At 64.7% G+C, this 26283-nt stretch carries 20 protein-coding genes and 1 riboswitch; of the genes, 13 read left to right on the forward strand and 7 right to left on the reverse strand.

The annotated features are described in order from the left end of the window. The first annotated feature begins 27 nt into the window (after nucleotides 1-27). The 3 genes from ACIGJE_RS11965 to ACIGJE_RS11975 all read left to right on the forward strand — a co-directional run bounded on the left by ACIGJE_RS11965 (nucleotide 28) and on the right by ACIGJE_RS11975 (nucleotide 3576). Nucleotides 28-2925: a bifunctional [glutamine synthetase] adenylyltransferase/[glutamine synthetase]-adenylyl-L-tyrosine phosphorylase gene (locus tag ACIGJE_RS11965; RefSeq protein WP_415084243.1), complete on the forward strand. Its 2898-nt coding sequence runs from the start codon at nucleotides 28-30 to the stop codon at nucleotides 2923-2925. 130 nt (nucleotides 2926-3055) lie between these two features. Further along, nucleotides 3056-3361, forward strand: coding sequence for an ATP-dependent Clp protease adapter ClpS (gene clpS / locus ACIGJE_RS11970; RefSeq protein WP_311933349.1), 306 nt, complete (start codon nucleotides 3056-3058; stop codon nucleotides 3359-3361). Beyond that, the gene (locus tag ACIGJE_RS11975) at nucleotides 3358-3576 is read left to right on the forward strand and encodes a hypothetical protein (RefSeq protein ID WP_394310087.1); all 219 of its coding nucleotides are present in this window, start codon (nucleotides 3358-3360) and stop codon (nucleotides 3574-3576) included. The genes clpS and ACIGJE_RS11975 overlap by 4 nt, the downstream gene beginning before the upstream one ends. A gap of 45 nt (nucleotides 3577-3621) precedes the next feature. Here ACIGJE_RS11975 and ACIGJE_RS11980 read toward each other — a convergent pair whose 3' ends face one another. The 5 genes from ACIGJE_RS11980 to recQ all read right to left on the reverse strand — a co-directional run bounded on the left by ACIGJE_RS11980 (nucleotide 3622) and on the right by recQ (nucleotide 15300). Continuing rightward, entirely contained in the window at nucleotides 3622-5913 is a 2292-nt protein-coding gene (locus ACIGJE_RS11980) for a PAS domain-containing sensor histidine kinase (RefSeq protein WP_415084240.1), read from the reverse strand. Between the two features lie 361 nt (nucleotides 5914-6274). Continuing rightward, nucleotides 6275-8896, reverse strand: coding sequence for an aminopeptidase N (gene pepN / locus ACIGJE_RS11985; RefSeq protein WP_483680156.1), 2622 nt, complete (start codon nucleotides 8894-8896; stop codon nucleotides 6275-6277). A 184-nt stretch (nucleotides 8897-9080) separates the two neighbouring features. After that, nucleotides 9081-9647 (reverse strand): TetR/AcrR family transcriptional regulator, encoded by a 567-nt coding sequence (locus tag ACIGJE_RS11990; protein ID WP_394310082.1) that lies wholly within the window; start codon nucleotides 9645-9647, stop codon nucleotides 9081-9083. Continuing rightward, entirely contained in the window at nucleotides 9640-13281 is a 3642-nt protein-coding gene (locus ACIGJE_RS11995) for an acyl-[ACP]--phospholipid O-acyltransferase (RefSeq protein WP_415082656.1), read from the reverse strand. The genes ACIGJE_RS11990 and ACIGJE_RS11995 overlap by 8 nt, the downstream gene beginning before the upstream one ends. A gap of 174 nt (nucleotides 13282-13455) precedes the next feature. Then, nucleotides 13456-15300: a DNA helicase RecQ gene (recQ, locus tag ACIGJE_RS12000; RefSeq protein WP_483680157.1), complete on the reverse strand. Its 1845-nt coding sequence runs from the start codon at nucleotides 15298-15300 to the stop codon at nucleotides 13456-13458. Between the two features lie 281 nt (nucleotides 15301-15581). Here recQ and ACIGJE_RS12005 point away from each other — a divergent pair, with 281 nt between their 5' ends. The 7 genes from ACIGJE_RS12005 (at nucleotide 15582) to greA (ending at nucleotide 22457) form a co-directional block, all read left to right on the forward strand. Then, a complete protein-coding gene (locus tag ACIGJE_RS12005) occupies nucleotides 15582-16550 on the forward strand; it encodes a CobW family GTP-binding protein (RefSeq protein WP_311933343.1) in 969 nt (322 codons plus the stop codon). Nucleotides 16551-16621: 71 nt separating this feature from the next. Continuing rightward, a riboswitch (cobalamin riboswitch) is annotated at nucleotides 16622-16851 on the forward strand. A 192-nt stretch (nucleotides 16852-17043) separates the two neighbouring features. Then, the gene (locus tag ACIGJE_RS12010) at nucleotides 17044-18087 is read left to right on the forward strand and encodes an ABC transporter substrate-binding protein (RefSeq protein ID WP_376717610.1); all 1044 of its coding nucleotides are present in this window, start codon (nucleotides 17044-17046) and stop codon (nucleotides 18085-18087) included. 1 nt (nucleotide 18088) lies between these two features. Next, nucleotides 18089-19111: a FecCD family ABC transporter permease gene (locus ACIGJE_RS12015; RefSeq protein ID WP_367624035.1), complete on the forward strand. Its 1023-nt coding sequence runs from the start codon at nucleotides 18089-18091 to the stop codon at nucleotides 19109-19111. Beyond that, entirely contained in the window at nucleotides 19108-19911 is an 804-nt protein-coding gene (locus tag ACIGJE_RS12020) for an ABC transporter ATP-binding protein (RefSeq protein ID WP_367624034.1), read from the forward strand. Before ACIGJE_RS12015 ends, ACIGJE_RS12020 begins: the two co-directional genes overlap by 4 nt. 34 nt (nucleotides 19912-19945) lie before the next feature. Further along, on the forward strand, nucleotides 19946-20725 hold the full coding sequence (locus tag ACIGJE_RS12025) for a class I SAM-dependent methyltransferase (protein ID WP_367624033.1): 780 nt from the start codon (nucleotides 19946-19948) through the stop codon (nucleotides 20723-20725). Nucleotides 20726-20958: 233 nt separating this feature from the next. Continuing rightward, nucleotides 20959-21933 carry a transaldolase gene (gene tal / locus ACIGJE_RS12030; protein ID WP_311933339.1) on the forward strand — a complete coding sequence of 325 codons (975 nt, stop codon included), beginning with the start codon at nucleotides 20959-20961 and terminating at the stop codon, nucleotides 21931-21933. 38 nt (nucleotides 21934-21971) lie between these two features. After that, the gene (gene greA, locus ACIGJE_RS12035) at nucleotides 21972-22457 is read left to right on the forward strand and encodes a transcription elongation factor GreA (protein ID WP_367624032.1); all 486 of its coding nucleotides are present in this window, start codon (nucleotides 21972-21974) and stop codon (nucleotides 22455-22457) included. 103 nt (nucleotides 22458-22560) lie between these two features. Here greA and ACIGJE_RS12040 read toward each other — a convergent pair whose 3' ends face one another. Together ACIGJE_RS12040 and bfr are read right to left on the reverse strand one after the other, a co-directional pair. Then, entirely contained in the window at nucleotides 22561-23262 is a 702-nt protein-coding gene (locus tag ACIGJE_RS12040) for an aspartate/glutamate racemase family protein (RefSeq protein WP_311933337.1), read from the reverse strand. Between the two features lie 148 nt (nucleotides 23263-23410). After that, on the reverse strand, nucleotides 23411-23893 hold the full coding sequence (gene bfr / locus ACIGJE_RS12045; protein WP_311933336.1) for a bacterioferritin: 483 nt from the start codon (nucleotides 23891-23893) through the stop codon (nucleotides 23411-23413). Between the two features lie 273 nt (nucleotides 23894-24166). Between bfr and ACIGJE_RS12050 the strand changes: the two genes are divergently transcribed. The 3 genes from ACIGJE_RS12050 to ACIGJE_RS12060 all read left to right on the forward strand — a co-directional run bounded on the left by ACIGJE_RS12050 (nucleotide 24167) and on the right by ACIGJE_RS12060 (nucleotide 25940). After that, complete coding sequence (locus tag ACIGJE_RS12050; RefSeq protein ID WP_311933335.1) at nucleotides 24167-24436, forward strand: (2Fe-2S)-binding protein; 270 nt, start codon at nucleotides 24167-24169, stop codon at nucleotides 24434-24436. Between the two features lie 146 nt (nucleotides 24437-24582). After that, the gene (locus ACIGJE_RS12055) at nucleotides 24583-25110 is read left to right on the forward strand and encodes an RNA polymerase sigma factor (RefSeq protein ID WP_311933334.1); all 528 of its coding nucleotides are present in this window, start codon (nucleotides 24583-24585) and stop codon (nucleotides 25108-25110) included. Next, the gene (locus ACIGJE_RS12060) at nucleotides 25107-25940 is read left to right on the forward strand and encodes an anti-sigma factor (protein WP_311933333.1); all 834 of its coding nucleotides are present in this window, start codon (nucleotides 25107-25109) and stop codon (nucleotides 25938-25940) included. The genes ACIGJE_RS12055 and ACIGJE_RS12060 overlap by 4 nt, the downstream gene beginning before the upstream one ends. Nucleotides 25941-26283 lie beyond the last annotated feature (343 nt).

Genomic DNA, 26283 nt, shown 5'->3' on the forward strand with positions numbered 1-26283 from the left:
AGCGTGAAAGCAGGGTGAGGCGGCGGCATGATTCCCATTGAAGACAAACGTCGTGTCAAATCCCGCTTCGCCGATCTGACGGACGTATTGGATCCGGCCGCCCAACCGACCGTCGCAACGGCGCTGGAGGGCGGGCAGGGCCATGCCGTGCTGGCCGGGCTTGCCACCGCCTCACCCTTCCTGTGGGGGCTGGCCCTAGCCGATTCCGCCCGCCTGGAGCGCATCCTGGCAGGAGCGCCAGGGGCGGTGCTCGAAGAGGCGATCGCACGTGCCAAGGCTCAATGCAGCGCCGCGGCCGATATCGCCGAGGCCATGAGGGCCCTGCGCCTGCTCAAGCAGGAGGCAGCCTTGCTGATCGGCATTGCCGATCTCGGCTGCGTCTGGCGGCTTGCCGAGGTCACGGCGGCCCTGACGCGCGTGGCCGACGAAAGCGCGACGCTGGCCTTGCGTTTCCTGCTGCGGGAGGCCGCCGCCGCAGGTCGTTTCCTGCCGTCCGATCCTGAAAATCCGGACCGGGATTGCGGCCTGGTGGCATTGGCGATGGGCAAGCAGGGCGCGTTCGAACTGAATTATTCATCCGATATCGACCTGATCGTCCTCTACGATCCGGAAACGGCGCCCTTGCGCGACGGGCTGGAGCCGGCGCCTTTCTTCGTGCGGCTGACACAGGGGCTGGTCAAATTGTTGTCCGAGCGCACGGCCGATGGCTATGTCTTCCGGGTCGACCTGCGTCTGCGGCCCGATCCGGGAGCCACCGCGATCGCGATCTCGCTTCCTGCCGCCTATGGCTATTATGAAAGCGTCGGGCAGAACTGGGAACGGGCGGCGATGATCAAGGCGCGACCCTGCGCCGGTGACATCGCGCTGGGCGAGCGTTTCCTGGCCGGGCTGGTGCCCTTCATCTGGCGGCGGCACCTCGACTATGCCGCCATCGCCGACGTCCATGCCATGAAGCGGCAGATCCATGCCCACAAGGGCCATGAAGCCATTGCCGTTGCCGGGCACAATCTCAAGCTCGGGCGCGGCGGCATCCGCGAGATCGAGTTCTTCGTGCAGACCCAGCAGCTGATTGCCGGTGGCCGCAATCCCGACCTGCGCGGGCGCGGCACCATCGCCATGCTCGCCGCCCTGCAGGAAGCCGGCTGGATCACGCCGGAGGCGCGTGACCAATTGACCGAGGCCTACGACTTCCTGCGCGGGTTGGAGCATCGCCTCCAGATGATGGCGGACGAGCAGACCCACAGCCTGCCGGCGGAGAAGCAGGTACTCCTGGAATTTGCCCGCTTTGCCGGCTACGCCGATGTGGAAGCCCTGTCCAAGGCGCTGATCGCTCGCCTGGAGACCGTGCAGCAGCATTATGCCCGCCTTTTCGAGGCCTCGGCGCCGCTCGCCAGCGATGTCGGCAGCTTGGTCTTCACCGGCAAGGAGAACGATCCGGAGACACTGAAGACCTTGGAGCGCCTGGGCTATGCCTCGCCTTCGCAGGTGGCGGAGATGATCCGCGGCTGGCATCACGGACGTTACCCCGCCATGCGCTCGGCCAAGGCACGCGAGGATCTCACCGAACTCACGCCCGCTCTGCTGCAGGCGTTGGCTAAGGAGGGGCGTCCCGACAAGGCCTTGTTCGTGTTCGACGGGCTGCTTGCCCGCATGCCCTCGGGTTACCAGCTCTTTTCGATCCTGCGCAACAACGCCAAGCTGTTTTCGGTGCTCGCGCGCGTGCTCGGCGTGGCGCCACGCCTGGCCGAAGTGCTGGTGCGGCGCCCGCATGCGCTGGACGGCCTGCTCGACCATGGTGCCGAGGGTGGTGATGCTCAGGCCTGGATCGATTCGCGCCTCGCCGGTGCGCTCGCGACGGGCGAGAGCTATGAGGACAAACTCGACCTGGTGCGCATTTTCGTGCGCGAGCGCATTTTTGTGCTCGGCGCCCGCCTGCTTTCCGGAGAACTCGATCCCCTGCTGGTCGGCGAGCAGATCACCGCCCTGGCGCAGGCCGTGGTCAGGGCCTTGCTCGATCTCGTCATCGCCGAACTGAAGCAGGCCCATGGCAGCCCGCCCGGTGCCCGCGTCGGCATCCTTGCCATGGGCAAGTTCGGCGGGGGGGAATTGACCTCTTCCTCCGACCTCGACCTGATCGTGCTCTACGACCATGATCCCGATGCCATTGAAACTGATGGACCCCGCGCGATCGCCCCGTCCGTCTGGTTCGCCCGGCTGACGCAGAGGCTGATCGCCGCCCTCTCGGCCCCCACGGGAGAGGGAACGGCCTTTTCCGTCGACATGCGGCTGCGCCCCTCCGGGCAGAAGGGGCCGGTCGCCATCCATATCGACGGGTTCAGGGAATACCAGCTCAAGGAAGCCTGGACCTGGGAGCATATGGCGATGACGCGAGCGCGCATCGTCGCGGGTGACGCCGAGTTCGGTCGCCTGATCGAGGAGACCATCGCCGGGATCCTCGCCGTCGAGCGCGAGCCGCGCAAGATCCTCAAGGACGTCGCGGAAATGCGGGCCCTGCTCGAAAGCGAGAAGGGCGGGCGCGGGCCGTGGGACCTCAAGAATGCCCGGGGCGGCCTGGTCGATATCGAATTCATCGCCCAGACCCTGCAGCTCCTGCATGCGGCCACCCATCCGGCCATGCTCGATGCCAATACCGGCCGTGCCCTCGACAAGGCCCTGGACGCCAGCGTGCTGGCCAAGACGGCGCATCGGCGCCTCATCGAGGCCTGGCGGCTCTACACCGCTCTCTCCCAGGTGATCCGTTTTTGTGTCGGCGGTAATCTCGATCCCGACAAGACATCCGAGACGGGCAAGATCCTGCTCAGCCGCGTGGCCGAATGCAGTGATTTCGACGAACTCAACGCCGTCATCGGCGTGATGCAGGCGCAGGTGCGGGACATTTTCAAGCAGGTCGTCGGCGGGAAATAAGCCCGCGCGGCGATGCGGCCCGTTCATCCCTGGTCTCCCTTCGAGCGGGCTCGATTTTGCCGCTCGGACGTGGAAGAATGATTGCGATCACCGCTTCCCGACGGGAGGCTTCATTGGGAGTTTTCTGCCAATGAGCGACACCGACCTTCGCCCTCGCACCAAGGCCAGAACCAGGACCCAGCGGCCGCAGCTGCACAAGGTCATCCTGGTCAATGACGACTACACACCCCGGGAGTTCGTGGTGGTGGTGCTCAAGGCCGAATTCCGGATGAACGAGTCACAGGCCTACCGCGTTATGCTTACCGCCCATCAAAGAGGCGTCTGCGTGGTGGCCGTGTTCGCGCGCGACATTGCCGAGACGAAGGCGACCCGGGCGACGGATATGGCGCGCAGCCAGGGCTATCCCCTGTTGTTCACGACGGAGCCGGAAGAATGAGCACGCCCCGCACGACACAGTCCTACGATGCCGAGATCGCGATCATCCGCGAAAACATCCGTCAGTTGATGGAGCAGGCGGCGGCATCTTCCGGGGCCGCGAATGAGGACCTTCTGGCCGACCGCATCGCGGCCCAGGAGGCGCGGCTGGCGGCGCTGCAGCAGCAGATGGATGGGGCGCGTGGCGCCGATGAAGGAGGCAAGAGCCGAACCTGATCCCCTCGCCAAGCCGACGCCGGCAGGTTCCATCGCGCGGCGGTGTCAGTGCAACAGCGCTGCCGATGCCGCGCGTCTTGGCGTGGGCCGCATCAGGAGCGGCGTGGTCGGTTGAGCCGACGAACGCGTGGCTTCGACCGGCAGCACCACCATGACGACGGTGCCGACGCCCACGGCGGAGCGGATGCGGATCGAGCCGCCATGCAGCTCCGCCAGGGATTTGGCGATGGAAAGGCCGAGGCCCGAGCCCTTGTGCGTCTTGGTGAACTGGGTCTGGACCTGCTCGAAGGGGCGACCGAGCTTGCCGATTGCTTCCGCCGGAATGCCGATGCCTGAATCCTCGACATAGAGGGCGACCCGGCTGCCGTGCCGGCGGATGCGAACGCCGATCCTGCCGCCCTCCGGCGTGAACTTGATGGCGTTGGAGAGAAGGTTGTTCATGATCAGGCGCAGGGCGCGGCGATCGGCCTGCAGGTTCACGCCATTGCTCCAGGAGGGGTGGAGGCTGAGCTTCTTGGCGTCCGTCTCCGGCCGGAGCGAGCGCAGCAGGTCGCCGAGCAGTCGGTCGACCGCCACGAGTTCGCGCTGCAGCGTGACCTCGCCCGCCTCGATCTTCGACATTTCGAGGATGTCGTCCACGAAGTTCAGGAGATAGCGTCCGCTGTCGTTGATGTCCTTGCAATAGCCGACATAGCGCGGCTGGCCGAGCGCGCCGAAGGTGCCGTTCTCCATCAATTCGGAAAAGCCGATGATGGCGTTGAGCGGGGTGCGAAGCTCATGGCTCATATTGGCGAGGAATTCCGACTTGGCCCGGTTGGCGGACTCGGCCTTGATCTTTTCCTCGGCATATTTCTCAGCCAGCTCGGCCAATTCCTGGGTCTGGCGCTCGAGTACCTGGCGGGAGCGCTTGAGGTCGGCGATCATGCCGATCAGGCTGCGCTCGCTGTCCATCAGCCGGGTCTGCTGTTCCTTCAGCGAGGTGATGTCGGTACCGACGGAGACATAGCCGCCATCCTTGGTGCGCCGCTCGTTGATGGTGAGCCAGCGACCGTCCTGGAGCTGGGCCTCGAAGGTGCGCGCGCCCCGCTCGATCGGCGCGTTGGCGGACATGTTGGTGCGCACCACGGGCTGGGAGCCGGCCTCGACGATAGCACTGTAATGGGTGCCGGGACGTACCAGGCCGTCCGGCAGGTTGTGCAGTGCCTGGAACTTGGAATTGCAGATTACCAGGCGATTGCCGGCGTCCCACAGGACGAAGGCTTCCGAGATGGTTTCGACGGCGTCGCGCAGGCGCAGGTCCGCCCGCTTGGTGTGCTCGGCGAAGCGCCGCTCCTCGGTTTCGTCGACGACGATGCCGATCAGGCGCTTGTTGCCCTGCGGGCCATAGACCAGCTCGCCGCGTACGCGCACATAGATCCATTCGCCATTGGCGCAGCGCATGCGGAAGCGCCGGTCGATCGCGAGTGGCGGATCCTTGGCCAGCAGTTCGGCGGAAAGGGTGCGCAAGCCGCCATCGTCGATATGAATGAGCCGGTCGATGTCGCTGTGGACCAGAAGGTCGTCCTGCGGCTCGTAGCCGAGCAGATGGAACATCGAATCCGACCAGAACACCCGCCCCGCTTCGAGATCCCAGTCCCACAGGCCCGAGCGTCCACGGCTGAGCGCGGTTTCCAGCCGGTTGCGCACATTGTTGTAGATGTCGTCGGCCCGGCGGGCCCGGGAGGCCTGCCAATAATAGGCAAAGCCCAGGATCAGCAGCACGCCGCCGGTGGTGGTGGTGAAGACGAGCAGCCGGCCGCTCAGGGCGTACCAGCCTTCCAGGATATCGTCGATCGGCCTGGCGGCGACGATGCGCAGGCTCTCGCTGGTGCCGATGGAGGCGAGCATGGCGGTGCCGCCGACCGTGACGGTCAACTGGCCGCTGACGCGGTCCCCGATCGCGCCGATCAGGCCGGCGACGTCGCCATTGTCGTTGAGCAGGCGGCCATGCGGCGTGATCACCGCAAGCAGGGTGTGCTCGGGCGCCGTGATCGCGGCACGGGTCGGCACGCGGCCGCTCTGGGCGACGATCGCACTCAGTTGCGCCGCGGCGGCCGAGACGATGAGATCGAGGTTGCGGCCGGCATCCTGCATGGCTTGCTGGCGGCTGTCCCGGGCCTGGATGAAGGAGGCGAGGGCGATGACGGCAAGGAAGGCGATGATCAGCAAGGGCACGGCCTTGCGCAGGATCGGTTCAAGCCCGATCAGTCGCCGATAGGTTGGGCAGACCAGTGTCTTGGCAAGGCCCCGGATGCCCGGCGCGCGCAAAGACGCATGTGTCGCGTTTGCACGCGCCATTGCTTAGCCCTTCCAAGCCTTATCTGAGAATTTGCGACAGGGCAGGTGGTCATCACCGCCCCCGAATCGATAAAGCTATAAGAATCAACCTTCACGTGATTTGTCTAGAGTCGCCGTGAACACTTTTTTAATTATTTGTGTCCGTTTGCGGCTGAAAAGCGAAGAATTCGTGCCCGATTCAAGACAAAATCTTGATGCTTTGGCTACATGTATGGAGCTGAAAACTCACCACCACAAGATCTGGTGGCATGGGGCTGCTTTCCTTGGAATGCAGCCTATGAATGCTTCCCTAGAGGCACCAGTACTCTCGATTGCAACGGTCAGCCGGCGCCGAGCCGACCGCATAGTTGCAAAGGCTGCTTCATGCAAGCGATCTTTGCGCGATGTCAGCAACGTCGCGCGATAGTCCCGGACGCCTGGCGATGTCGCGCAATGTTGCCGCCGCCAAGGTGCGCCTGCCTTGTTCGAGCGAGCGCCAGGTCTTGAACGCGACCAGCAGCCGGGCCGCCAGTTGCGGGTTCTTCGGGTCGATCGCCAGGATGATATCGGCGACGAAGCGATAACCCTCGCCGTCGGCGCGGTTGAACTGCGTCTGGTTGGCGGAACAGAAGGTGCCGATCAAGGCTCTGACGCGGTTGGGATTGTGCAGGGAGAAGGCGGGGTCATGCATGAGTTCCTTGACACGATCCAGCGTCGCCTCGAGCGGCAGCATCGCCTGCACGCCCATCCATTTGTCGATGACCAGTGGATCATTGTCGTAACGTTCGCGGAAATTGTGCAAGGCCCGTTCGCCGGCCGGCGTAGCGGACAGGGCCAGCGTGGCCAGCGCTGCCATTTCATCGGTCATGTTGTCGGCCTTGTCGAACTGCGCGGCGGCAGCATCCAGCGCTTGGGGCGTGCCGCCAGCGCAGACCAGGTCGAGTGCGCCGTTGCGCAGGGAACGTCGCCCGGCATCGGCGGCCTGGGGCGAGTACGGGCCCGCCACCGTCATGTTCTCGATGGTCCGCAGCAAGTCCGCCTGCAGGTCCCGGGCCAAGGTCCGCCGCAGGATCGAGCGGGCCTGGTAGACGGCCTGGGGATCGACGTCATTGCCGATCTCGCGGGCGATGTCAGTCTCGCTGGGCAAGGCGAGGGAAAGCGCGGTGAAGGCGGGATCGGCGGCTCCCCCGGCAAGGAGGCCACGGACAGCCGCGATGAAACGCGGGTCGACCGGCGTCGTCGGGTCCTTGACCAGGCGCAGCAGCAGCTTGAGCGCGTAGCTCTGGGAGGCCTGCCAGCGATTGAAGGGGTCGCTGTCGGCCTTGAGCAGGGTGAGCAGGGCTTCCTCGTCAAGCGCGACCGTGAGCTTGACCGGTGCCGAGAAGCCACGCAGCAGCGAGGGGACGGGCGCATGGCGTACATTGCCGAACACGTAATTGCGCTCGGATTCGGCCAGGGCCACCAGACCATCGAAAGGCTTGCCGTCGAGCGTGACGGGAAGATCGCCGTCCTCGCCGACCAGGCCGAGGCGGATCGGGAACAGCATGGGCTGCTTGTTGGGCTGGCCCGGCGTCGGCGGCAGGATCTGCTTCAGGCTGAGGTGGTAGGTGCCGGCCTCTTCGTCCCACTGCCCCTCGGCGCGGATCTCCGGCGTGCCCGACTGCCTGTACCAGAGCATGAACTGGCCGAGGTCGCGCCGGCTTGCCTCAGCGAAGCAGGTCAGGAAATCCTCGATGGTGACCGCTTCCCCGTCATGGCGCTGGAAATAGAGATCCATGCCGGCGGCGAAAGCCTCGTCGCCGATCAGGGTCTTGAGCATGCGCACGACCTCTGCGCCCTTCTCATAGACCGTGGCGGTGTAGAAGTTGTTGATCTCGTTGTAGATTTCAGGACGGACGGGATGGGCGAGCGGTCCGCCGTCCTCGGAGAATTGCTGGCTGCGCAGGAGCTTGACGTCATTGATGCGCTTGACGGGGCGCGAGCGCTGATCGGAGGAGAATTCCTGGTCGCGGAAGACCGTCAGGCCCTCCTTCAGGCAGAGCTGGAACCAGTCGCGGCAGGTGATGCGGTTGCCGGTCCAGTTGTGGAAATATTCATGCGCGATGATCGCCTCGACGGCGGCGAAGTCGCTGTCGGTGGCTGTTTGGGGCAGGGCCAGCACATATTTGTCGTTGAAGATGTTGAGGCCCTTGTTCTCCATGGCGCCCATGTTGAAATCGGACACGGCGACGATCATGAAGATGTCGAGATCATATTCGCGGCCAAAGGCTTGCTCGTCCCAGCGCATGGAGCGCTTGAGGGCGTCCATGGCATAGGCGCAGCGGTCTTCCTTGCCGTGCTCGACATAGATCTCCAGGCGCACCTCCCGCCCCGAGCGGGTGGTGAAGCTGTCGGCCACCATGGCGAGATCGCCCGCAACCATGGCGAAGAGGTAGGAGGGCTTGGGGAAGGGATCATGCCAGACGGCATAGTGCCTGCCGTCTGCTAAGGATCCGTGCTCGGTGCGGTTGCCATTGGCGAGCAGCACCGGTGCTTCCTGGAACGAAGCTTCGATCCTGGTGGTGTAGACCGACAGCACATCCGGCCTGTCCAGGAAATAGGTGATGCGCCGGAAGCCCTCGGCCTCGCATTGGGTGCAATAGGCCGAGTTGGAGCGGTAAAGCCCCATCAGCTGTGTATTGGCGGAAGGATCCAGGCGCGTCTCGATGGCCAAGGTGAAGGGCTCGGCGGGCGGCTGGTGCAGGCTGAAGCCATGGGGCGAGACCGAATAGGCATCCGATGGCAGCGACACGCCGTCGAGCCACGCCTCCACGAAGACGAGGCCGTCGCCGTCGAGCTTCAAGGCGCCTTGCCCAGCGCTGTGGGGATTGCGCCGCAAAGTCAGGGTAGAAACGATACGGGTCTGCGTCCGCTCGAGCCGGATGTCGAGATGCACCGTGTCGATCAGGAAAGCGGGCACCCGGTAGTCGGCGAGGCGAACGGGTTCCAGGGCAGCTGCTGTCATAGGGGCTTCATTCCGGCGGGGACAATCTGAATCGTCTGGTGCCGGCCATCATGGCGGATGTCCGGCCCGCGCCGCAACCCAGGCATTTCCGCATGGTGCGATATGATCCTCCGCGATGCCGGGGCAATGCCGTGCCGGCATGTTCTCCTGGGCGAAGGGCCGATCGGATTTTCTCGAAATTCCCCTAACCGACCAGCGCCAGGATGGCCTTCGCCATGTCCGGGGCGCGATGACGCAACGGCCCCTGGAGCCGGCCATAGAGGGTGAAGATCGCGGGCTGGGCGACGATGCCCAGCGCCATCGCGGTCAGGAGGTCGGTGTCGTGCTCGCGGATCTCCCGCCTTTGCATGGCGCCGGCGAAGATCGAGTGCACGGCCTCCACCACGTTCTTGCCGGCTTCGTGGGGAACCTCGGCCAGATGGGCGTGCTGGGAGAGCAGCAGGAAGGTGAACAGGGCGCGGTCTTCGTCGAAAAGGTCGCAGAAGACCTCGACGATCCGCGTGATCTTGGTGTCGAACCGGTCATGGGCCTGGTCCGCCGCCAGGATGTCGCCGGCAAGCCTGGCATAGCCATCCAGGAAGAGGGAACGCGACAACGCGTCCTTGGACGGGAAGTGGCGGTAGAGGGCAGCCTCCGCCACGCCCACGGCACCGGCGATGTCGCGGATCGAGGTCCCTGCCACGCCTTTCTGGGCAAACAGGCGCAAGGCCTCCGTCACGATCTTGGCGCGCGTCTTCGATCCGTCACGCATGATTCCCGCCCGTTTCGTCGTGGGCGGCCCTGGCCGAAGGCGGCGCTTCTGCTTCGGCGGCCAGCCTGGACTCGCCGGCGGGGCGACCCGGTGCGGCGAGCGGGGCAGGCGGAGGGCGATGGGCTTCCGGCTCGGCACCATTGCCCTGCGCGGGCGAAGCCGCGGAGGGCTTGGGCGGCTCGGGCAAGCCCGGCAGCGGGGCCGGTGGGCTGGCCTTTGCTTCGGCGGCGCCGGCATTGGCCTGACGCTCCTTCAGCATCTTGTTGAGGCCGACATAATCGGTCTTGCCGGTGCCCATCACCGGCATGGCGTCGATGATCATGATCTCCGAGGGGATCATCAGCTCGGCGGCATGCTTGTAGCGCAGATGTGCGATCACGTCGGCGCGGCTGGCCTGCTTGTGAGGCGTGATCAGCACCAGGCGCTCGCCCTTGCGCGGGTCGGGGGTAGCGAGCACGGCCACCGGGCTCTCAGGCCAGAGATCGGCAAGCATCGCCTCGACGGCTGCGAGCGACACCATCTCCCCACCGATCTTGGCGAAGCGCTTGGCCCGGCCCTTGATGGCGATGAAGCCTTGCGGATCGATGGTGACGATGTCGCCGGTGTCGTACCAGCCTTCCTCGGGTGCGGCGATCTCGCCGGGCTGATCGGCCTTGAGATAGCCGAGCATCACATTGGGGCCACGCACATGCAGGCGGCCGCCTTCCTCGATGCCCGGAATGTCCTCCAGTCGCGTCTCCATGTCGGGCAGAGCCCGGCCGACGGTGCCGTTCTTGTTGAACATCGGCGTGTTCAGCGCCAGCACCGGCGAGGTCTCGGTGACACCGTAGCCTTCCAGGATGCGCAGGCCGAACTTCTCGTTATAGGCCCGCCGGGTCTCCACCTTCACCGGTTCGGCGCCGGCCACGACATAGCGCAGCGAGCGGAAGTCGTAGGGATTGGCCATCTTGGCATAGCCGGCGAGGAAGGTGTCGGTGCCGAACAATGCGGTGGCGTTGGTGCCGTAGATCAGTTCGGGGATGATGCGGTAGTGCAGCGGCGTCGGGTAGAGGTAGAGCCTGACGCCGTTGACGAGCGGCAGGATCATGCCGCCGGTCAGGCCGAAGGAATGGAAGACCGGCAGCACGTTGAAGACGATGTCGCCGGGGCCGAAGTCGATGCGGGCACCGACCTGCGCGATGTTGGAGAGGATGTTGCTGTGCGACAGCACCACGCCCTTCGGCGCGCCCTCCGAGCCCGAGGTGAACAGGACGGCGGCGGGGGCACCCGGCGCGGGCCTGGCATGGGCGCGCCCGGCGCCGAGGAGGCCCCTCAGCTTGTCGGCGGTGCCGACCTCGGCGCGCACATCCTCCAGCCAGACGAAGCGCACATGCTCTTCCATCGCGGCCACGACATCGCCGAGCCGGCCTTTCTCCACGAAGGCGCGGGACGACAGCACCGTCTTCACCTGCGCTGTCTTGCAGGCCGAGATCAGATTGGCCTGTCCGGCGGAGAAGTTCAGCATGGCCGGGATGCGGCCCGTCGATTGCAGGGCGAAGAAGGTGACGGCCACGGCATTGGCGTTGGGCAGGAGCACGCCGACATGCTCGCCGGGGGCGGTAAAGCCCATGAATTTGCGGCCGAGCACGTTGATGCCGATCAAGAGGCGCTTATAGGTGAGGGTGCCGCTGACCGGGTCCTCCAGCACCACCCGCTTGCGGCCATATTTGTCGGCCGCCGCCACCAGGGCACGGAAGAGATCGGTGTCGACCGAACTCGTCTTGTAGATGAGGTCCGACATCACGTCGTAGAGGGCGGCGCCGGCGGCCTGGCGGCGCTTCTTGCCGCGGAGGTCCTCATCGATGGTGAGGCGTGTCGGTTCGGTGAAGGTCACGGTCACTTTCGGGAACCAGCGGCGCGAAACCTTGTTGGCGTCGAGCCTCGTAAAGGGCGTACGCTCCAGGCCGTCGATACGCATGGGCACGATGTCGGCATGCGACTTGTCGGCGATCAGGCCCGCGCCGTCATAGACCTTCATCAGCGCGCCGGTGACGGTGAGGCGTCCCTCGGGGAAGATCACCAGGGTCTCGCCGGCCTTCACCGCATTGATCAGCCCGCGCGTCGCCATCGGCTTGGTCGGGTCGAGCGGATAGGCCCGGCAGATCTTCAGGAAAGGCTTGACCCACCAGGCCTTGGCGATGGTGTGATCAATGGCGAACACGGGATCCTTGTCGAGCAGGGCCAGGACCAGGCCGGCATCGAGGAAGCTGACATGGTTGATCGCGATGATGCGATGCGGCGTCGGCGTCTCCAGGTTCTCGATGCCCTTGACCTCGAGGCGATAGAGCAGCCGGTAGAGCAGCAGGATGAAGTCGCGGAACCGGCTCATGGGCAGGACATAGAGCAGGATGACGCCGGCGATGATGTCGAGGACGGCGATGCCGAGCAGGGCCGTCGGCGTGGTGAGGCCGAATTTACCCTGCAGCAGGGAGAGACCGCCGGCGCCGACCGTCATGAACAGGGCCGTGATGACATTGCCGCCGGCGATGACGCGGGCGCGTTCGTCCTTGGGCGCCCAATGCTGGACGGCCGCATAGATCGGCACGATGAACAGGCCCGCTGCCAGCGCCACCAGCACGAGCGCAAGGGTCATGTGCACGCCGGAGCCGGTGGCGAGATAGCTCAGGAAATGGAGGGGGGTGGCCGAGCGCTCGGTACCGAAGGCGATCCAGGCCACGTCGAGGCAGAACAGCCCCATCAGGATGCAGCCGATCGGCGAGAGCAGCACGATGATGCGGCCCGTGGCCAGGCGTGCGGCCAGGATCGAACCGATGGCGATGCCGATCGAGAAGGCGGTGGTGAACCAGGTATTGAGCGTGCCGTCACCGCCGATGACACTGTGGGCGAGGGAAGGGGTCAGCGACAGGATGACGATGCCGCTCATCCAGAACCAGGCCACCGCCAGCGAGCCGATCAGGAGCTTGCGGTCGGAGGCCACCAGTTGCACGAGCTGGTAGCTCGATCGGATGATGTTCCAGTCGATCTTGAGGTCGGGGGCCGCTTCGCCCGTGGGCGGGATCAGGCGGGCAAACCACCAGCAGGCCACGGCCACCGCCACCATGATGGCGGCCACGATCCAGCTGGGCAGATGGGGAGCGACGAAGCCGGCCCCGATGATGCCGATCAGGATTGACAGGAAGGTGCCTGCCTCGATCAGGCCGTTACCGGCGGGCAGTTCCTCCGGCGCCAGATGGTCCGGCAGGATGCCGTATTTCACCGGCGTGAACAGCGTGCCCATGATGCCGAGTGTGAGCATGCTGACCAGCAGAATCGGCATGGAGTGCAGGGCAAAGCCGACCGCAGCGATGGCGACGATGGCGATCTCGGCGAGCTTGATCTGCCGGGCGACCCGGGCCTTGTCGTAACGGTCGGCCAATTGCCCCGCCAGACCCGACAGCAGCAGGCCGGGCAGCACGATCAAGGCACCGGCGATCGAGACCATGCTGTCGCCGCCTTCCATCGCGGCCGTTTCGGCAATGCCGTAGACCGCAAGGATGGTCAGGGCCTGCTTGATGAAATTGTCGTTGAAGGCGCTGAAGAACTGGCTCCAGAACAGGGGCCAGAAGCGGCGGGCGGACATCAGCGATGCGAGCATCGGTGTGGTTCCTGGATGGGCGCGTACCGGGCGCGGGAGAATCGCATTTTAAGTTAGCGTTCGTTCACTAACTTAAAATGTATGGTAAACGGCGTCAAGGAGGGGAGAGCTGGCTCATGTCCGGCCTGTGCGCCGCCGCACAGTGGCGTGAACCAGCGGTACCGAGCCGTCATCCTAGCCCTCGCGCCTGACGACTTCCAGGAAGACTTCGCCATAGCGCTCCAGCTTTGCCTGGCCTACGCCAGGCAGGGCCAGAAATTCCGGCAGGCTGCCGGGGCGCTCGCTCGCCATGGCTCGCAAGGTGGTGTCGGCGAAGATCATGTAGGGCGGCACGCCCTGCTCGCGGGCGAGGCGGCTGCGCTCCGCCCGAAGGGCGGCAAACAAGGCGCCGTCGCGTTCCGACATCTCGATCTCGCCGCGCCGGGCGCGTCTGGTCTCGGTGCTCTTGCGGGGGCGGTCGCGACGGAAGACGATCTGCCGCTCGCCCTTGAACACGGCTCGCGCCTCCTCGGCCAGGATCAGGGCACCATGGGCCTCGTGGTTGACATTGACGAGGCCGGCCGCGGTGAGCTGGCGCAGCACCGATTGCCAGGTGCGCGCCTCGATGTCCTTGCCGGCCCCGAAGACGGGCTGGTTGTCATGGCCGAAGCGCTGGACCTTCTCCGTGACCTTGCCGGTGAGCACGTCGATGACATGGGCGGCACCGAACATCTGGCCGGTGCGGTAGATCGCGGCCATCGCCTTGACGGCGGCATCGGTGCCGTCCCAGCTCTCGACCGGCGACAGGCAGGTATCGCAATTGCCGCAGCGGCCGGGATGGGTCTCGCCGAAATGGGCGAGGATGGCCTTGCGCCGGCACTCGGCGGTTTCGCAGATGCCGAGCAAAGCGTTGAGCTTGCCGAGTTCGACCCGCTTGACCGTCTCCGGCGCATTGCCCTCCTGGATCATGCGGCGGCGCTGCACCACATCGGCCATGCCGTAGCTCATCCAGGCATCCGAGGGCAGGCCATCGCGGCCGGCGCGGCCCGTCTCCTGGTAATAGGCTTCCACCGAAGCAGGGATATCGAGATGGGCGACATAGCGCACGTCGGGCTTGTCGATGCCCATGCCGAAGGCGACCGTGGCGACCAGGCAGAGGCTTTCCTCCTCCAGGAAAGCGTCCTGGTTGGCGCTGCGAACAGCCGCTTCCAGGCCGGCATGATAGGGCAAGGCGCGGATACCCTGCTCGTTCAGCCATTGCGCCGTCTCCTCGACCTTGGCGCGCGACAGGCAGTAGACGATACCGCTATTGCCTTTGTGCCCGGCCAGGAAGGCCAGCAATTGCCGGCGGGCATTGTCGCGCTCGACGATGGCGTAGCTGATGTTGGGCCGGTCGAAGCTGGTGGCGAAGACCTCGGCCTGGTTGAGACCGAGCCGCTCGATGATGTCGGCACGGGTGACCGGATCGGCCGTGGCGGTGAGGGCGATGCGCGGCACGCCGGGGAAGGACGCGGCGAGGCCGCCTAGCTCGCGATATTCGGGCCGAAAGTCGTGGCCCCACTGGCTGACGCAATGGGCCTCGTCGATGGCGAAGAGCGCGATGTCGGCATCGGCGATCAGGGCCTGGAAACCTTGCGTCGCCACGCGCTCGGGCGCGACATAGAGGAGGTCGAGCTTGCCGTCCATCAGGGAACGACGGACCTTATAGGCCTCCTCGCGCGACAGGGAGGAGTTGAGCGCCGCCGCCCGCACGCCGGCCTGCTTGAGTGCCTCGACCTGGTCGCGCATCAGCGCGATCAGCGGCGAGACCACGATGCCGACGCCGCGCCGGCACAGAGCCGGGATCTGGTAGCACAGCGACTTGCCGGCTCCCGTCGGGAACAGCACCACCGCATCGCCCCCTCCGGTGACATGGCGCACCACCGCCTCCTGCTGGCCGCGAAAGGCGGCGTAGCCGAACACGCTATTGAGGATGGCGAGTGGATCTCGCGGAGAGGAGAGGGTCATGCCGGCAGGATGCACCTTGGTGCCTGATTCCATTGCAGGGTGAAGCGTGAGGCTTACCCGACAAGGGCCGTGATTCGAAAATTTCCCGCATGGATTTCCTCTGCTGGCAGACAAATCCGGTGGAATGATCACGGTCGAGAATGCCAGCAAGCCTCTGCCCACCTGCGTGGCGATTGCTGGGGTGACGATGGTGAGAGCTCGCTTGCGATTGCGATAGTTATGTTATAACGTTTCATATAAATCAAAATTCAATGAGGCCTCCCGGCAGCGACATGCTGCGGGGCATCCGCAACGGATCAAGGAATTCCGACATCATGCAGCCCGCGCCGCAGACACCCGTCACCGTCCTCACCGGCTATCTCGGGGCAGGCAAGACCACGCTTCTCAACCGTATCCTGACCGAGAGCCACGGCAGGAAATATGCGGTCATCGTCAATGAGTTCGGCGAAGTCGGCATCGACAATGACCTTGTCGTGGATACCGACGAGGAAATCTTCGAGATGAACAATGGCTGTATCTGCTGCACGGTGCGCGGCGACCTCATTCGCATCATCGAGGGCCTGATGCGTCGGCGCGACCGCTTCGATGCCATCCTGATCGAGACGACCGGGCTGGCCGATCCCGCACCGGTTGCCCAGACGTTCTTCGTCGATGACGATGTGCGCGCCAAGACCCAGCTCGACTCCATCGTCACCGTGGTCGACGCCCGGCATTTGCTCGGCGAGATCGAGACGGCGCATGAGGCGCAGGAGCAGCTTGCCTTCGCCGACACGATCCTCCTCAACAAGATCGATCTGGTCACGGCAGAGGAACTCGATCGGGTGGTGAAGCGGATCCGTCGCATCAATCCCACCGCCACTCTCCACGAGACCCGGCGTTGCGACATCGCGCTCGACAAGGTGCTCGGCCGCGGCGCGTTCGACCTCGACCGTATCCTCGAAGCCGAGCCTGATTTCCTCGAGGGTTTCCATGACCACGACCATGACGATCATGTCGGCAGCTTCGCTCTCGTGTCCCAGGAGCCGCTCGATCCCGGCAAATTCATGCCCTGGCTCAACATGATCGTGCAACAGTTCGGCACGGACATGCTGCGCCTGAAGGGCATCGTCGCCTTCGATGGCGATCCGCAGCGCTTCGTCGTGCAGGGCGTGCACATGCTGCTCGAAGGCGATCATCAGCGTGCCTGGAAGCCCGAGGAGGAGCGTCGAAGCCGCCTGGTCTTCATCGGGCGCAACCTGCCGAAGGACGTGATCGAACAGGGCTTCCTGGCTTGTCGGGCCTGACGCGGGAAGGCAGGGCACGGCATCAGGGGCCGTTCGCTTTGCATATTCGCTTGACCGCGGTCGTGACGCCCCGATAACTGTGCGGTGACGGTTCCCGTCGGATGCAAGTCCGTCGGGAGTAATAGGGAACACGGTTCGGCTTTCTAAAAGCCCATGCCGTGGCTGCCCCCGCAACTGTAGGCGGATTGCCAAGTATCCCCGTGGCGCGAAAGGCGCCATGCCACTGTGGGTCTCCCATGGGAAGGCAGATGCAAGGCCTTTATCCGCGAGCCAGGAAACCTGCCGTCATCTCGATCAATCCCATGTCACGGGCGGGGATGCCCGGAACAGGAGACAATGTGACGTTTCTTCCCGACGTTTCGGGCGCTTGCCCGCCTGTTCCCTCCGCTTCGCACGCTCACGTCCTTTGCCACAGCCTGGCCTGAGGAAACCTCACGGTATTCGGCTGATGCTGAAGACCGCTGCTTCCCTTATCGCGAAACGAGAGAACGTCATGATCCTTTCAACGAGCAAGGCCCGCTGGTCCAGCTTCGCCGTCATGCTTGCGGCCAGCTTTGGCTTGGCGCTGGGTATCGATCCGGCGGCTGCGCAGGCAACGAAATATCCCCTCAAGCTCACCAATTGCGGCCGCACCGTCACCTTCGAGCATGCGCCGCAGCGCACCGTTTCCGTCGGCCAGAGCAGCACGGAGGTTCTCTATCTCCTCGGCCTGGCCGACAAGGTCGTCGGCACGGCGGTGTGGTTCGGCCCTGTATTGCCCGGCTATGAAGCGGCCAATGCCAAAATTCCGCGTCTGGCCGACAATGATCCGAGCTTCGAAAGCGTGATCGCCAGGAAGCCGGATCTTGTGACGGCGCAGTTCCAATGGCATGTCGGGCCTAGCGGTATTGTCGGCAAGCCCGAGCAGTTCGAGGAACTTGGCATCCCGACCTATGTTTCGCCCGCCGATTGCGTCGGCAAGGACAATTCCAGCGGCGGCGACGGCACGCGCGGCACCCTCTTCACCATGGATCTGGTCTATCGGGAGATCACCGAGCTTGCCGAGATCTTCGACGTGCAGGAGCGCGGGGCGAAAGTCGTCGCCGAGCTGAAAGCGCGTGAGGAAGCCGCCCGCCTCAAGATCGCGGCCGGCGATGGCAAGGTCTCCGCCGCCTTCTGGTTCTCGAGCGCCAAGGTCGACGTCGATCCCTATATGGCCGGCAAGAACAGCGTGCCGGGCTATATCATGTCCGCGTTGGGTGTGCGGAACGTCGTGGAGAGCGAGGAGGAGTGGCCGAGCGTCGGCTGGGAGACCATCGCCAAGGCCGATCCGACCATCATCGTCGCCGGCCGGATGGATCGTCGCCGCTATCCGGCCGACGACATCGCCGTGAAGCTCAACTTTCTCAAGACCGATCCGGTGGCAAGCCTGATGCCGGCGGTCAAGCAGGGCCATGTCGTGGAGATGGACGTGCAGGCGATGCAGCCGAGCGTGCGCGTCGTCGAGGGCATCGAGATGCTCGCCGATGCCATCCAGCGTTTCGGCCTGAAGCGCTGAGATGAATCGCCCCGTCACACGATTGCTGGCGATCGGGATGCTGGCGCTGGCGGTGCTCGTGCTGGCCCTCTGGCTGGGCGCCGCCATTGGCGAGACGGCCATTCCGATGGACGTCGTCGCCAAGACGGCTGCCAACCGCCTGTGGGGCGCCGGCTATGGTCTGGATCGCATCGATGAAGGCATCGTGTGGAACTACCGGCTGAGCCGCGCGGTCGTCGCGGCCTGCTGCGGCGCGGCCCTGGCGTTGTCGGGCGTCGTGCTGCAGTCGCTGCTGCGCAACGTCCTGGCCGATCCCTATGTCCTCGGCATCTCGGCTGGGGCATCGACGGGAGCGGTCGGGGTCGTCATCCTCGGCCTCGGGGCAGGGGTCCTGAGCCTGCCCGCCGGCGCCTTTCTCGGTGCGCTGACGGCCTTCGGCTTCGTCGCCTTGCTGGCGATGCGCTCGGGCCGCGGCACCGGCGCGGTGATCCTGGCCGGGGTCGCCGGATCCCAGCTCTTCAATGCCCTGACCTCCTTCATCGTTACCAAGGCGGCCAATGCCGAACAGGCGCGCGGCATCATGTTCTGGTTGCTGGGCAATCTCTCGGGTGTACGCTGGCCCGACGTCTGGCTGGCGCTGCCGGTCACGGCTGTAGGGCTGCTGGTCTGCCTGTGGCATGCCCGCGCGCTCGATGCCTTCACCTTCGGCACGGAATCGGCGGCGTCCCTCGGCATCTCCGTCCGGCGCGCCTATGTCGTGCTCGTCGGTGTTGCGGCGATGATGACGGCCGTGATGGTCAGTATCGTCGGATCGATCGGCTTCGTCGGGCTGGTGATCCCCCATGCGGCGCGGATGGTTGTGGGCGTGCGCCATGGGCGCCTGCTGCCGGCCAGCGCCTTGATCGGCGCCGTCTTCATGATCATCGCCGACATTCTGTCCCGCATCATCATCCCCGGCCAGGTTCTGCCGATCGGCGTGATCACGGCTCTGGTCGGTGCGCCGGCTTTCGCTCTCATCCTCAGCCAAAGAAAGGCGACGGCATGAGCCTGTCGGCCCACGATCTGTCCTGGTCGGCTGGTGGGGTCTCGATCCTGCACGGAGTATCGCTGGAGGTCCGTCCGGGCGAGTTGCTCGGCATCATCGGCCCGAACGGTTCGGGCAAGACCAGCCTGATGTCCCTGCTGGCCGGCATTCGCCGTCCGCAGGGGGGGCAGGTGCTTCTCTCGGGCCAGCCGCTCCATGGCCTCGCCCGCCGCGAAGTCGCACGCCGCATCGCCCTGGTCGAACAGCAGGCCGAGACGGCCGAGCGCATTACCGCCCGCCAGGCCGTGGAGCTTGGGCGAACACCGCATCTGGGGGCCTTCACGCCCTGGTCGAACCAGGACGATGCTATCGTCGACCTCGCGCTCGAGGAGGTGGCGATGACCGCCCTTGCCGGTCGCCTGTGGCACACGCTCTCCGGTGGGGAACGCCAGCGCCTCCACATCGCTCGTGCCCTGGCGCAGCAGCCGGAGATCCTGCTTCTCGACGAGCCCACCAATCATCTCGATATCGGCCACCAGATCGGCCTTTTGCATCTGGTGCACCGTCAGAACCTCACCGTGGTGGCGGCCCTGCATGACCTCAACCACGCGGCGATGTTCTGCGACCGCATTGCCCTGATGCAGGCGGGACGGATCGAGGCGATCGGTCCTCCGTCCGAGGTGCTGACGGCGGCGCGCATCCAGTCGGTCTTCGGTGTCGCCGCCGAAATCGTTCGCGACGGCGCGGGAGGCTGCTTCATTCGCTATCGGCATCCGGATCTTCCTGCACCGCGGGCGGGCTGGATCGCGGCGGCGTCATGACCCGCATCCGCCAACAGATGGAGAGAACCGTCAGATGACCAGCACCGGCACCGCGAATTACGATCTCAAGGAAGAGATCCGCGATTACTGGTCGGGGCGGTCGGAAACCTTCGACCGCGCCTTCGGGCATCACATTCCCGAAGGTCCGGAATTCGAGGCCTGGGCTGCGGCGATCCGCGATCATCTCGGCAGCGATCCGCGCCGGGTTCTCGACCTCGCCTGCGGCACGGGCGAGATCACCAAGCTGCTGCTGGCGCTCGGCCACGAGGTCACGGCCCTGGATTTTTCCGAGGCGATGCTGGCTGTCGCCCGGCGCAAGCATGCCGGGCGACAGCGCCTGCGCTTCCGGCTCGGCGATGCCGAAAACACCATGGAACCGGAAGGCGCCTATGATGCCGTCGTCTGCCGGCATCTGGTCTGGACGCTGACCGAGCCGCAGAAGGCCTTCGCCGATTGGCATCGCGTGCTGAAGCCGGGCGGCAGATTGCTGTTCTTCGACGGGGATTGGGCGAGACCGACCAGGACCGGACGCATGGCGTCCAGGCTCATCGCCCTGATCGATCGCCTCGGTGGCGCCGATCCCTACTATGATGGCGCGATGGGCGAACGCCATGCCCGCATCATGGAGCGGCTGCCTTTTGGCCGGGGACTGCGGAGCACCGATCTCCTGCCGCTCCTGGAGCAGGCCGGTTTCAGGGATGTCGTCGTCTCCTCGCATCGGCCGATCGCCGCCGCCCAGAGGCGCCGAGCGAATCTGCGCAACCGGCTGCGCACCTATCTCTACCAGCGTTTCATCATCTGCTGCCGCAAGTGATCCGCGTACCGCAGTCGCCTTGTATCTCCCGGCAACGGAGCCATATCTTGATAAGCAGCCTGGAGGATCATCCGAGGCATGTTCGAGGCGGCAAATGTCTGCCGCACCGTGCTCTCTTGCCCGCTCCGACGGCGAGGCAGAAAAACAGGCATGATAACTGATGACGCCGCCGGGGCTGGGGTCTATGGTCCGTGACGGGACGCTAACAAGCTCTGTGAACAAGGACGTAACATATGGCTTCGAAACTCGAACAATTGCGTGCCATGACGGTCGTGGTCGCCGATACCGGCGATATCGACTCGATCAAGGCGCTCAAGCCGGTGGACTGCACCACCAATCCGAGCCTGCTGCTCAAGGCAGCCGAAATGCCGGCCTATGACCATTTGATCGCGGAAGCCGTGAGCTGGGGCAGCAAGCAGGGTGGCGGCAAGGACGGCGTCGTCGCAGCCATCGCCGATCGCCTCGCCGTTTCCTTCGGTGCGGAACTCACCAAGCTCGTTCCCGGGCGCGTTTCGACCGAAGTCGACGCCGACCTCTCCTTCGATACGCAGGCGACCATTGCCAAGGCGCATGCCATCATCGCCGACTACAAGTCGCGCGGCATCGAGCGCGACCGCATTCTGATCAAGATCGCCTCGACCTGGGAAGGCATCCGTGCCGCCGAAGTGCTGCAGAAGGAAGGCATCGACTGCAACCTGACCCTGCTGTTCTCAAAGGCGCAAGCTGTGGCTTGCGGCGATGCCGGCGTGTTCCTGATCTCGCCCTTCGTCGGCCGCATCCTCGACTGGCACGTGAAGAATGACGGCCGCACCTTCACCCCGGAAGAGGATCCGGGCGTGCTGTCGGTTCGCGGTATCTATGCCGATTACAAGTCCCGCGGCGTCAAGACGGTCGTGATGGGCGCTTCGTTCCGCTCCACCGGCGAGATCGAGGCACTGGCCGGTTGCGACCGTCTCACCATCGCACCGAACCTGTTGCAGGCGCTCGATGCGGATCAAGGCACGCTGGAGCGCCAGCTCTCGCCTGGCAACTATGCCGCTGCTCCGACTACCGGCAAGATCGACGAACGCGCCTTCCGCTGGGAGATGAACGAGGATGCCATGGCGACCGAGAAGCTCGCCGAAGGTATTCGCGGCTTCGCCAAGGATCTCGGCAAGCTGCGCACCCTCATCGCCAAGCGCGTCGAGGGCACGGCCCAGGCCGCATGATCTTGGCGGCATGACCTTGGCCGCCTGATCGTCGCAACATGAGCCGAGCCTTCACCCAGGACGGCCAGGAAGGGGAGGACGCCCAGGTCCTTCCCGAGCGGCCGATCTCGATCGAGCGCAATCTCGTCACCGCGCGCGGCCTTGCCATGATCGAGGCCGAGCTCAGGCGGGCGCGCGCGCTTTTCGCCACGGCGGAGGCCGCGGGGGATCGCATTGCCATGGGTAATGCCTCGCGAGACATTCGCTACTGGGCTGCCCGGCGGGCCTCTGCGGAGTTGGTGATCCCCTCTGTCGCCGATACCGGCATTCGCTTCGGCATGGCGGTCACGCTGCACTATCCCGACGGGCGCGAAAGGATCTGGCGCATCGTCGGCGAAGACGAGGCCGACGCCACCCATGGCCGGATCAGCCATGTCTCGCCGCTAGCGAAGGCGTTGTTCGGCAAGGATGTCGGGGATGTCATCCGCGTCGGGCCGCAGGAGGGCGAGGTCGTCGAGATCGATATCACGCCGGAACCGAATTGAACCGGACCAGTCCTGCAGGGGCGGTTCAAAGATCGACGTGCGACCGTGACATCGGACTCGAACCTCTTGATGTCGTGCTGTAGTTCCTCGCCGGCGATGCCGCTCAGATTCCTGCGAGAATTTGTTCGATGTGCAGGGCGCTCACATCGAGGAAGGGAAAATCGGGCTCGCGATCCGCATAGAAGGACGACAGGTCCGTCCCGGCCAGCATGATGGCCTGTGCGCCCCTCCGGCCGAGCAGGTCGCCGGCCAGGTCGTCGAAATAGGCGACCTCGGCCTTGGTGCCGCGCTTACCGGAGAGGGCAATGTCGGTGTAGGTCTCGTGTACGCGGGCGATCTCGCTTGGATCGAGCTTGACGACCATATCTTCCGGCACGGCGCCGAAGACCGCCGAGGTCATCACGGCGCGGTTGCCAAAAATCGCGACGCGTTCGAAGCCCGCGGATTTCAGGGCGCCCGGGATCGTTGCCAGCAGGTCGATGATCGGGCCCTTCGCTCGTTTCTTGATTTCGTCGATGGCAAGATGCGGCGCGACGGCGGTGATGGACACCGTGTCCATGCCGGCGTCGAACAGTTCGTTGGCGAGCGAGCCCAGATAGTGGCCGAGCCCGTCCCTGTCCCCCGATCCGACATGGTGCAGTACCGTGCCCACGTCGGCATGTCTCAGCGTCAGGTCGAGGGCGATCTTCGCCCCCTGATATTCTTGCAGGATCCGCTCGTAGTAGTAGATCCCGGCCCTGGCCGCCAAGCCGCCTATCAGGCCGATTCTGGTTGGCTTGATGTGTATCGGCGATCTGCTCGGCATGGGGTCCTCGTCGGCTACGGAAGCGTGGCAATGGTCGATACGGTTACCATATACGAGGTGAGCGCCTGCCATCGCTGCAGGCCGGCGAAACCAAAGAAAAAGGCGGTCGTCGCGACCGCCTTGTCCGATAGTTCTGAGGAAGAACGGCCTATTCTTCCGAGAAGCCGCCGAGATGGCTCTGCGAGTAGTTCTGGATGCCGAGGCGTTCAACCAGGTCGAGCTGGGTCTCAAGGAAGTCGATATGGCCTTCCTCGTCGGTCATCAGTTCCTTGAACAGGTTCTCGGAGACGAAATCCTTGACGGTGCGGCAATATTCCGCAGCCTCCTGATAGAGGGAGCGAGCCTCGCGCTCGGCGGCGAGATCGCATTCGAGAACTTCCTTCACCGTCTGGCCGATCCGCAGCGGATCGAGCGTCTGCATGTTCGGGAAGCCTTCGAGGAAGAGGATGCGCGAGGTCAGCTTGTCGGCGTGCTGCATCTCCTCGATCGATTCGGCACGCCACTTCTTGGCAAGACCGAGCAGGCCCCAATTGTCGAAGATCCGGTAATGCAGCCAATATTGATTGATTGCGGTCAGTTCGCTGCGCAACGCCTTGTTGAGATAGTCGATGACCTTCTTGTCGCCCTTCATGAGCGTTTCTCCGTACTTAGTGGACTGAAGTCACATTAGAAGAATTCTAAATTTAGGCAAGCCCCTGGTGGCGTCAAATTTGTCCGGAGGATTTTATCCAGGGGAAGGGATGAGGTCGGTCACCGATGACTGTCGAGGCGAATCCCAGTTTATTGTCATTCTAAACTACTGATTTATAACGATTCTATTGTTGCGGCGAGCCATTGACAAGGCGCTCGCGTCCGTCCACATCACTCGCGTCACTGCCTTTGCTCGAACCCAAGATCGCCGCGAATGATCGTCTGTTCCTGCCGTGTTTTGACCGATGAGGATTTCACCAGCACGCTCGCGACCGAGCAGCCGGGGTGTCCGCGTTCGGCTGCAGATGCCTATCGTTGCCTGGGTTGCGGACCGGAATGCGGCCGCTGCCTGATCACCGTGCGGCAGATTCTCGCCGATGCACGCGCAGCAGCACGCTGCCATGACTGCACCGAGGATTGCGCCCTGCGTGACATGGTCGAAGCGGCGAATGCCGACGAAATCCTGCTCGACGCCGCCGAATAGGCCTTCTGACAACAGAAGGGATAGGGAGACTTTGGCGCAGCGGCGGTAATGCTTGTCGCAAGTCCGCTCACCACCCCTTTTCACATGATTGCGTTTCCCGCCAGCCGCGCCACAATAATGCCGCGCCATATCGGCATAGGCGATTCATGCCCCAATCAGGTGATCAGGACGTTCGAACCGGCCTCGCCGCGCATCTTGTAGCGCTGTGGCGGTTCGGGCTTGTGCTATCGGGTAGCGGACAGGCGGCGGAGGAACTGGTCCAGGCTACCTGCCTGAGGGCGCTCGAGCGGTCGCACCAGTTCATCCCCGGAACGCGTCTCGATCGTTGGCTGTTCGCCATCGAGCGTTCGATCTGGCTCAACGAGATCCGGGCCAGCAAGGTCCGCAATCCCGTCGAACTCGACGAGGCGGAGGCGGCTCTGTCTTTTGACGGCGAACGGCAGTTTCAAACGAATATTTTGGCTGCTCAGGTGTTGAGGCATGTGCAGGCCCTGCCTGCAGCGCTGCGCGAAACCGTCTTTCTGGTCTATGGCGAGGGGCTCAGCTATGCCGAGGCGGCCGAGATGTTGGCCGTGCCGATCGGCACCGTCATGAGTCGTCTTGCCTCGGCCCGGCTCAGGCTCGCTCATCTGAACAGGGATACGCCCGAGGGCGCTTCGGGGGAGACATCATGAGTGTGGAAGAGATGGGACCCGACGATGCCGTCCTCGTGGCTTTCCTCGATGATGCGCTGCCGCCCGAAGAACGTGCGGCGTTACAAGGGCGCCTGGCTCGGGAACCGGCCTTGAAGGCGAGGCTGGACGCTCTGGCGGGCGGTTCGCTCCCCTTCGAGCAGAGTTACGAGGCCCTGACGGCGCATGCGCCACGGCAACGTCTGGAAGCGCTTCTGGCCGAAAGCCTGGCCGCGGTTCCGGCGCCGGTGGCCAATGACAATGCACGGGGCTCGCGCTGGCGCATCCCGCCTGCCGCGGTCGCGGCAGCGCTCGCCTTGTTCGTCGTGGGTACCGGGGTCGGCCACTACATGCCGCCCGGCCTCTGGCCGTTGCCCTCGTCGCAGCGCAGCGACCATGAAGGGCCGGACGCCTGGCGTTCGACCGTCGCCGACTATTGGGGGCTGACGACGTCGCAGACGCTCGATTGGATGCCGAACGACGTCTCCACCGCGCAGCGTGATCTTGCCGCAGCGACCCGTCGGCTCGGCTTCCCGCTGACGCCCGAGAAGATCAGCCTGCCGGCCCAGGAGCTCAAGCGCGTCGAACTCTTCCACTACGACAATGCGCCCCTGGTCGAGATCGCCTATCTCGACGAACTGACGGGCCCGCTCGCCTTCTGCATCTATGGCAACAGCCCCGGTGCGGTAACGCCGCCGACGCTCGAACAGCGCAACGGCTTCAACGTGGTCTACTGGTCGGATGCGGAGCGTTCCTACATGCTGATCGGCCACGGGCCGGACGAGATCATGCAGAAGCTCGCCGCCATGCTGGCGAAGCAGATCGCGGCATGATGGCGGGCGGATCTTCAGACCCGCCCCTTTCAGGGTGTTGAGGTCTGAATTTCGGATAGAGTGGTGCGACCCCTCATCCGCCTGCCGTCACCTTCTCCCGCAAGGGGAGAAGGGGATCTTTTCAGGAGACGCGGCGCTGGTCGGTTGCCCTCTCCCCTTGCGGGAGAAGGTGCCCCGGAGGGGCGGATGAGGGGTCGTGTTGCCCTGTCCCAGTTTTTTCCGGGTTCGTTCCAAACACCTTGAAAGGGGTGTGTCTGAAGACCAGCCCCCAAACCCCTTGCCAAGCCGTCGAGACAGGCAGATTCTCACTCTGGAGCTGTTCAAAAGTGTGATTGACAGCGAC

The sequence above is a fragment of the Labrys sp. E2SS-1L genome, from assembly GCF_057073705.1.